The sequence below is a fragment of the Psychroflexus salis genome (assembly GCF_014640175.1).
Classification (GTDB): Bacteria; Bacteroidota; Bacteroidia; order Flavobacteriales; family Flavobacteriaceae; genus Psychroflexus; species Psychroflexus salis.
This window is the reverse complement of record NZ_BMGL01000002.1, coordinates 284,829-293,336: the sequence shown is the minus strand read 5'-3', so window position 1 is coordinate 293,336 and position 8,508 is coordinate 284,829. Positions and strand designations below refer to the sequence as shown.

7 protein-coding genes are annotated in these 8,508 nt (G+C 30.9%); 2 read left to right on the top strand and 5 right to left on the bottom strand.

Features of this window, described 5'->3' with window-relative positions; genetic code table 11:
- The first annotated feature begins 304 nt into the window (after positions 1–304).
- On the top strand, positions 305–1,426 hold the full coding sequence (dnaN, locus tag IEV63_RS02560) for a DNA polymerase III subunit beta (RefSeq protein ID WP_188405184.1): 1,122 nt from the start codon (positions 305–307) through the stop codon (positions 1,424–1,426).
- Between the two features lie 51 nt (positions 1,427–1,477).
- On the opposite strand, the gene IEV63_RS02555 is transcribed toward dnaN, so the two are convergent.
- The 3 genes from IEV63_RS02555 to IEV63_RS02545 are packed head-to-tail and all read right to left on the bottom strand — an operon-like array spanning position 1,478 to position 5,068.
- The gene (locus IEV63_RS02555) at positions 1,478–2,095 is read right to left on the bottom strand and encodes an L-threonylcarbamoyladenylate synthase (protein WP_188405183.1); all 618 of its coding nucleotides are present in this window, start codon (positions 2,093–2,095) and stop codon (positions 1,478–1,480) included.
- Between the two features lie 24 nt (positions 2,096–2,119).
- Entirely contained in the window at positions 2,120–2,746 is a 627-nt protein-coding gene (locus IEV63_RS02550; RefSeq protein WP_229737157.1) for a potassium channel family protein, read from the bottom strand.
- Between the two features lie 3 nt (positions 2,747–2,749).
- Positions 2,750–5,068 (bottom strand): ATP-dependent helicase, encoded by a 2,319-nt coding sequence (locus IEV63_RS02545; RefSeq protein ID WP_188405182.1) that lies wholly within the window; start codon positions 5,066–5,068, stop codon positions 2,750–2,752.
- Positions 5,069–5,204: 136 nt separating this feature from the next.
- Here IEV63_RS02545 and IEV63_RS02540 point away from each other — a divergent pair, with 136 nt between their 5' ends.
- The gene (locus tag IEV63_RS02540) at positions 5,205–5,723 is read left to right on the top strand and encodes a DUF7935 family protein (protein ID WP_308419922.1); all 519 of its coding nucleotides are present in this window, start codon (positions 5,205–5,207) and stop codon (positions 5,721–5,723) included.
- An 18-nt stretch (positions 5,724–5,741) separates the two neighbouring features.
- Here IEV63_RS02540 and rfbC read toward each other — a convergent pair whose 3' ends face one another.
- Positions 5,742–6,296 carry a dTDP-4-dehydrorhamnose 3,5-epimerase gene (rfbC, locus tag IEV63_RS02535; protein WP_188405181.1) on the bottom strand — a complete coding sequence of 185 codons (555 nt, stop codon included), beginning with the start codon at positions 6,294–6,296 and terminating at the stop codon, positions 5,742–5,744.
- Between the two features lie 92 nt (positions 6,297–6,388).
- On the bottom strand, positions 6,389–8,491 hold the full coding sequence (locus tag IEV63_RS02530; RefSeq protein WP_188405180.1) for a M1 family metallopeptidase: 2,103 nt from the start codon (positions 8,489–8,491) through the stop codon (positions 6,389–6,391).
- Positions 8,492–8,508 lie beyond the last annotated feature (17 nt).

Below are 8,508 nucleotides of genomic sequence, written 5' to 3'. Positions count from 1 at the left end.
TGCCGAAATTATATCCCAAAATCAATAAAATAAATCTGAACTTGCGGGGCGCAAAAATACAACCTTTTTTTAAATAATAAACAAAAAAATATAACGAAAATTAAAAATGATTTAAAGAACTGTTTATCATTATTATATTTAACGAAATGTATTTATTAAAAGAATTTTATTGGGTCTGACGAATTGTATACAACCTGAATATTCACTTTTTTAATTCTAATTTGTAATAAATAAACAAATAATCACTAATTTAGCAAATTATCTAGATAGTGAAAAATAATTATTAATATTGATAAATAAGTCTATGAAATTTATTGTTTCGAGCACAGAAATGTTGAAAAAACTCCAAACGCTTGGTGGTATTATTAACAATAACAATACAATGCAAATCCTTGATTTTTTCCTTTTTAAATTGGATAACAATCAATTGGATATTTCTGCTTCAGATTTAGAAACAACAATGTCTGCTGTGATAAATGTTGAATCTGAAAATCAGGGTGAAATAGCCGTTCCTGCGAAGCTGCTTTTAGACACTTTGAAAACTTTTCCTGAGCAACCATTAACTTTTTTAGTATTAGAGAATTCTGTTGTTGAAATCAGTTCAGATCAAGGTAAATATTCTTTAGCTTATGCAAATGCAGAAGATTTTCCTAATCCTATAGAGTTACAAGATGCATCTAAAACTGTTATAACAGCAGACGTCTTGGCTACTGCAATTAACAAGACCTTATTTGCTACGGGCAATGATGATTTAAGGCCTGTTATGAACGGCATATTTTTTCAATTTACCGCTGAAGGTTTAAAATTTGTTGGTACTGATGCTCATAAGCTTGTTAAATATTCTAGAGATGATATTAAAATAGACGATGCAGCAGATTTTATTATGCCTAAGAAACCGCTTAATCTTCTTAAAAACACTTTATCAGGAGATGAATCTGATGTATTAATTGAATATAACGATTCTAATGCAAAATTTACTTTTAATGATTTTGTATTAACATGTAGGTTAATAGATGGTAAATATCCAAATTATGAAGCTGTTATACCTAAAGAAAATCCTAACAAATTAATAATTGATAGGCAACAATTCCTAAATTCAGTTAAGCGGGTTTCTATTTTCTCAAACAAAACTACTCACCAAATAAGAATGAAAATTGCTGGTGCTGAATTGAAAATTTCTGCAGAAGATATTGATTACTCAAGTAAAGCTGAAGAAAGACTTACCTGCGATTACCAAGGCGATGATATGGAAATAGGTTTTAATTCACGTTTTTTATTAGAGATGTTAGCAAATCTTAATGCATCTACAGTTCAATTAGAAATGAGTCTACCTAACAGAGCTGGAATCTTAACTCCGGTTGACGGTTTGGAAGAAGGTGAACAAGTAACTATGTTAGTTATGCCAGTAATGCTTGGCAATTCTTAACAATACCACAAAAAAGCCTTAGTTATAAAATTTACTAAGGCTTTTTTTTGATTAAATTTCAATATTACCTTTCCCTTCACGAATTAAAGTGGGTTGTGGTGCAGTAAGATCGATAACAGTTGATGCAACATTACCACCAAAACCACCATCAATAACTAAATCTACTAATTTATCCCATTTCTCTGCAATTAACTCTGGGTCGGTAGTATATTCAAGTAAATCGTCTTCATCTTTAATGGAAGTTGAAACTATTGGATTTCCTAAATATCTTACAATTTCTCTTGGAATTACATTATCTGGTACACGAATACCCACAGTTTTTTTCTTTTTAAAAACAGATGGTAAATTATTATTGCCTGGCAATATAAATGTATAAGGACCTGGAAGATTTCTTTTTAAAAGTTTAAAGGTATTTGAATCTATTTGAGCTACATATTCTGAAAGATTACTCAAATCCTCACAAATAAATGAGAAATTAGCCTTTTCTAGTTTTACACCACGAATTTTAGCTATTTTAGAGAGAGCATTGTTATTTTTAATATCGCATCCCAACCCGTAAACTGTGTCGGTAGGATAAATTATTAAGCCCCCATTTTTAAGCACTCTAGCAATTTTTAATAATACTTTTTCTGAAGGATTTTCTTCATATAATTTTAGTAATTCTGCCATAACAATTTATCTTAAAAATTCAAATTAGTTATTTGCCTTAATATTATTAACTTTATCTGTTACAAATGAAATAATTGCCCCAAAGAAACCTATACCAGTTGCTATTAAAACAGAAGCTGAAAGTTTCCCAAGACCTGTTACAGGATAAAAATCTCCATAGCCAACTGTAGTAATTGTAATAAATGTCCACCACAATGCATCTTCTGCGGTTTTAATATTCCCAATATCTTTTTCAAAGTAAAGCACAGCTGTTGATGTAACTACAATTAAAACTACTACTAAAAAAACAATAAATCCAAAAAGTGATTGTTTTTTATTCTGAGAAATAAAGTTAATTAGAGATCGAATAGATCGAATAATTTTAATTACACGAACTACACGAACAAAACGCAATATTCTAAATTCTGCGACCACAGGAATTGATGAAATTAAATCTAGCCATCCAACCGTGTACAAGTAGCGCCATTTTTTTTCTTCAGAAATTAACTGTTTTAAAAAATCGTATAAAAAATATAAGCATAAAGCAAAATCGTAATAATTAATTAAACGATATATTTGTGATTCTTTGGGTATAAAAAAAGTGTAGGTAAGTAATGTAACACTAAATATTGAAAACATTAAAACCAACAATTTATTAATGGTTATCATCATTTGTTAATTGAGTATTTTAAGTTTTGCAAACTTCAGTAATAAACTTTTTACGCCTCCAATTTGAAAGTTGATACTTGCTTTTTTATTTTGTCCCACACCAGATAATTCAACTACAGTTCCTTTACCAAATCTTTGGTGCTCGACTTTTTGTCCTTCTTGCAGCGATATAACTTCTTTTTGATTAGAAATTTCTAAGTTATTATCAGGTTTTAATTTGCGTAATCTTCTTGCCGCTTTGGCTTCTATATTTGATGGTGGTGGATGCCCTTTTTTAGGTTTTTCTTTTCTAAGCTTTGATTTGTCTTCATCATCAAAAATATCAGGATTCAAGAATGAACGAAATTGGTAATTATCTTCTGGGATCATAAAATCTAGAAATTTATCATCAATTTCTTCAATAAATCGACTAGGTTCTGCATCATTTAATTTTCCCCAGCGGTATCTAGAAATTACATAAGTTAAATACGCTTGTTTTTCAGCTCTAGTTAAGGCTACATAAAACAATCTTCGTTCTTCTTCTAATTCAGAACGCGTGTTCATGCTCATTGCTGATGGAAACAAATCTTCTTCTAAACCTACTATATATACAAAAGGAAATTCTAATCCTTTAGCTAAATGTATAGTCATTAATGCAACACGATCGTCGTCTCCTTTTTCATTGTCTAAATCTGTAGCTAGTGCTACATCTTCTAAAAATTCTGCTAAAGAACCATCGGCATCTGCTAGTTCTTTTTGCCCTTCAACAAAATCTTGAATTCCATTCAATAGTTCTTCAATATTTTCTAATCGAGCAATACCTTCTGGAGTTCCATCTTTTTTAAACTCTTGTATAAGTCCTGTTTTTTTTACTACTAATTCGGCAAGTTGAAAAGCATCTTGTTTTTGTGCTGAAATTTGAAAACTTTTCAACATGTTTACAAAATTAATTAGTTTGATTTGTGTTCCTTTATTAATACTTAAGTTTAATTTATCGATATGCTCTACAATTTCAAAAAGGGAACGTTTGTAATGATTAGCAGCTAAATTTAACTTGTCCATAGTAGTTTGGCCTATTCCACGTGCTGGATAATTAACAACCCTAACAAAAGCTTCTTCATCTTTTGGATTAATTATTAGTCGAAGATAAGAAAGGACGTCTTTAATTTCTTTTCGTTGATAAAAGGAAAGGCCTCCATAGATTCGATATGGAATTTCTTTTTTTCGAAGTGCATCTTCTATTGCCCTACTTTGCGCATTGGTTCTATAAAGAATTGCAAATTCGCTGTTTTTCAAACCCTGCTGCATTCTGTTTTCAAAAATAGAACTCGCCACAAATCTGCCTTCTTCTGCATCATTTACTAGTCGATTTACATGAATTTTGGGTCCATCATCGTTAGCCGTCCAGACCACTTTATCTAATCGCGTTTTGTTTTTTTCAATAATAGAATTTGCTGCTTCAACAATATTCTTAGTAGAACGATAATTTTGCTCTAAACGAAACTTTTTTACGTCAGAATAATCGTTCTGAAAATTAAGAATATTATTAATATTAGCTCCTCGAAAAGCATATATACTCTGTGCATCATCGCCTACTACACAAATATTTTGAAAACGATCGCTTAAAGCTCGTACTATTAAATATTGAGAATGGTTGGTGTCTTGGTACTCATCTACCAAAATATATCGGAATCGATTTTGGTATTTAGCTAATACATCAGGAAAACGTGTTAATAATTCGTTAGTTCTTAATAATAAATCATCAAAATCCATGGCTCCCGCTTTAAAACAGCGATCTACATATTGCCTATAAATTTCGCCAATTCTGGGGCGTTTTGCCATTGCATCGGCTTCTTGCAAGTCAGGATCGCGCATGTAAGCTTTAACGGTAATCAATGAATTTTTAAATGAAGAAATTCGCGATTGTATTTGTTTGTATTTATATACATCTTTATCCAAATGTAGGTCTTTAATAATATTACGCAGTAATCGTTGGGAATCTTGCGTATCGTAAATTGTGAAATTACTAGGATAACCTAATTTATCGGCTTCAAAACGAAGAATTTTAGCAAAAACCGAATGAAATGTTCCCATCCATAAATTCTTAGCTTCGCTGTTTCCTACAATTGAAGCAATTCTGGATTTCATTTCTCTAGCTGCTTTATTGGTAAAAGTTAAAGCTAATATATTAAATGGGTCTACTCCTTGGCTCATTAAATAAGCTATTCTAAAGGTTAGTACTCTGGTTTTTCCTGAACCTGCACCCGCAATAACAATCATCGGACCGTCTTTTTGTAAAACAGCTTCTCTTTGGGCTTCATTAAGTTGAGCTAAATATTCTTGCAATTTTTTGAATTTTATGGTAGAATTCCAAAATTAGCAAAAAATGATGGAGTAAACTTGATAAACTAAAAAGTGTTTTTATACAGAATAGATTATAGTATGTATATTTGAAATCTTTAATTTAAAATTGAAAATAAGCGTGGAAAATGTATTAGATTATTTTGCTTATGTCTTGCCAAGTATTGTTGTAGCTGCAATTGCTTATTATTTTTTTAAAACACACACGCAGCATTTTGAACAATTAAAGCACTTTGAAATTAATGCAACACTAAAAAAAGATGCGTTACCGCTTAGGTTACAAGCTTATGAACGTTTAGCCCTTTTTTTAGAACGCATTTCTCCAGGGAATTTGTTGCCTCGTATTCAGCCTTTTAGTGAAGATAAACGCCAATATGAAGAATTACTTATAAAAACAATCGAACAGGAATTTGAGCATAATTTGGCTCAACAAATCTATGTAAGCAAAAAGTGTTGGAGCATAATAAAAGCTTCAAAAAATGCTACCATTAATTTAATTCGGCAAATTGGAATGAAAGAACACGTAACCAATGCTCAAAAACTAAGGGAAGAAATTTTAACTCAATTAATGGACCAAGAATGCCCAAGCGATACAGGTTTAGCTTATTTAAAAAATGAAGTTGGGCAAATGTGGAGATAAATAATTTTGATTTCAAGCTTAAAAGATCCCACTAACAAATGTTTTCCATTTTGGGTTTTTTACATCTTTATCAGATAATTTTGCTTCTCCTTTTGCCAGACCCCAATCTATCGCTAAATCTTCATCTAAAGGATAAACGCCTATTTCACTACTCGGGAGATAAAATTCATCACATTTGTAGGTAAAAATTGTTTCATCTTGCAATACCGAAAAACCGTGCAAGCAACCTTTAGGCACAAAAATTTGATATTTATTGTATGCACTAATTAAAGATGAATAAACTTCTCCAAAACTAGGTGAGTCTTTTCTAGCATCTACAATTACATCGAGTACTTTACCTTGCACAACTCGTATCAATTTCGCTTGGGCAAATTTACCTTGTTGTGCGTGCAAACCGCGAATTACTCCATAATTTGACATGGATTCATTATCTTGTATAAAGTTTGTTTTTATGTGGGTTTGCTTTTCAAATTTTTCTTGATGAAAGGACTCGAAAAAATAACCGCGTTCATCTTTAAAAACCTTTGGTTTAATTAAAAAACAATCCTTTATATTAGTTTTTTCTACAATCATTATATGTTTCAATTTAATTCACTTAACCTGTGGTTATTTTTTATTTTACTAAATACTTGCTAAAATACTTAACAAATTTAAAAGCATTACTTTCATTGATGCATGAATTCTTCAATTAGTTCTTGTTTTTCATTCGAAAGCGTAGTACTTAATCTCTCAATTTGATTTTTATGTTCATCATATATCAACAATTGCTTCAACAACTCTCGAGCAAATTTTCTAAAGGTCCAAAGCTGATGTAAACAAGCATCGATTAAATTTAAATAAGCTTCATCGCTAAATCGATCTACTTGATACAAATAATTGAAACTGTTTTCTCTAATTTGAAAATTATATTTAGATGAAGTAAATTGATTGAATTCTTTAAAATATTGCATTGCCATTTCTGGCCGATGTTCTGGTGTAACCATACTTAAAAATCGCCAAAGCAAATCCATGTTTTGATCTTTAAATCCGTAAATTTCTTTTGTGTTTTCTAAGTAATCTGAACGTTTTTCTGGAAAACTAAGCCACATTTTTAGCAACAAGTTTTCTAACAAAGTATAAGATTGGGTTTGCACTAATAAAGTTTCAAACTCTTTTTGAAACTTTTGGGGTATAGCTGGTATTTCGGCTATTAAGGCTTGTTGCGCTAACACAAAATCCGAGTCAATGAGTTGCTTCACTAAAGTTTCAGCATCAGAATTTTCTATGTGGGCAGAGAGTTGCAAAGCAATTTCTTCAACAATATATCTATTGGATAACTGATTTATTTTCCGTTGAAAAATAGGTAATTTTACATCGATTGGCTCTTCTCGCAGAGCAATAATACTAAGCAATTCTTGTATAAAAGGTGATTTTTTTAAAGTTGCCAAAGCTTCTTCTGCTTGAAAAGCAGTCTGCAAAAGCCAATTCCGCTTAAATGTTTGTATATCTATAATTGAAACGGCTTCTATTTCATTTAAAAAATCATCGGTACTTACATTTTGAAAAGCATACTTTTTTAAGTAATTTTTTACAGCTAACCGAAAAGCTGTATCGCCTATTTTTTCTTTTAAAACATGTAAAGCCCAAGCTCCCTTTTGGTAAAAAGTAAGCGAACTCGCTTTGGGATTCATAACCGCTTCACCTTTGCCTTTATCGCTTTCTGCTTTTAAACGTTCGGCTGAATTATACAATTTATTATAAAAATAATCATCTCCAAACAATTGTTTTTCGGCTAATAAAGCATAATAAGTTGCAAAACCTTCGTGCAACCAATGGTGTTTAGCTTCGGTTTCAGTAACTAAATTTCCAAACCATTGGTGCGAAAGTTCGTGTGCATTTACGTTTACATAATTAAAATCTTCAAAACCGAGAGAATCGACCATAAATTGATTCGAAAAAATGGTTAAGCTGGTATTTTCCATACCTGAATATAAAAAATCGCGAACTGGTACTTGCTTATAGTTTTGCCAAGGATAAGCAATACCAATTTCTTCTTCAAAAAAATTGAAAATAAAATTAGTATGTCGATAAGTGGGTTCAACTAATACAGAGTCTGTAATTTCATAATAATTATATATAGGAATTCCTGTTGATGTGAATTCTTTTTTATAATGGTAATTACCAGCAGCTAATGCTACTAAATAACTACTCATAGGCTTTTGCATTTTGTATTCCCAAACTTTAGTTGAAGCATTTCTCGTTGCATTTACTTTTTTTCCGTTAGCAATCAGATTAAGGTAATCTGGAGCTTTAATGGTTAAATTAAAAACAATTTTGTCGTTCATGTCGTCTATACTAGGCAACCAATGCGAAGTATATTTCCCTTGTCCTTGTGTCCAAATTTGGTGATATTCCTTAGCAAAATCGAAACCTAAAAAGTATAAAGCTTGCTTGGGTTCGGCTTCAAAAGAAATGGATACTGAATAAGATTGATCTGCTTTAAATTTTCCTTTTAAAATGAAATAAGCTGGTGTAGTTTTTAAACTGGCTCTTTTAAATGAAGCATTAATTAACTCAGCTTTCATATTTTTAGCATCTAAAAAAACAGAATCCGTTGCTTTTAAAATTTGAAATGTATATTCAATTTCACCTTTTACTTTTTTTTCTTGGGGAAGCAACTCTATAAAGGCATTTGCTTCTAAAAAATCGACTGCATCAACCTGAGTTTGTTGCGCATTCAATTGAAAAGCAAAACACAACAAAAACAAAAGACTAAAATAAAATTTCATAACAAGCTTAATTATAA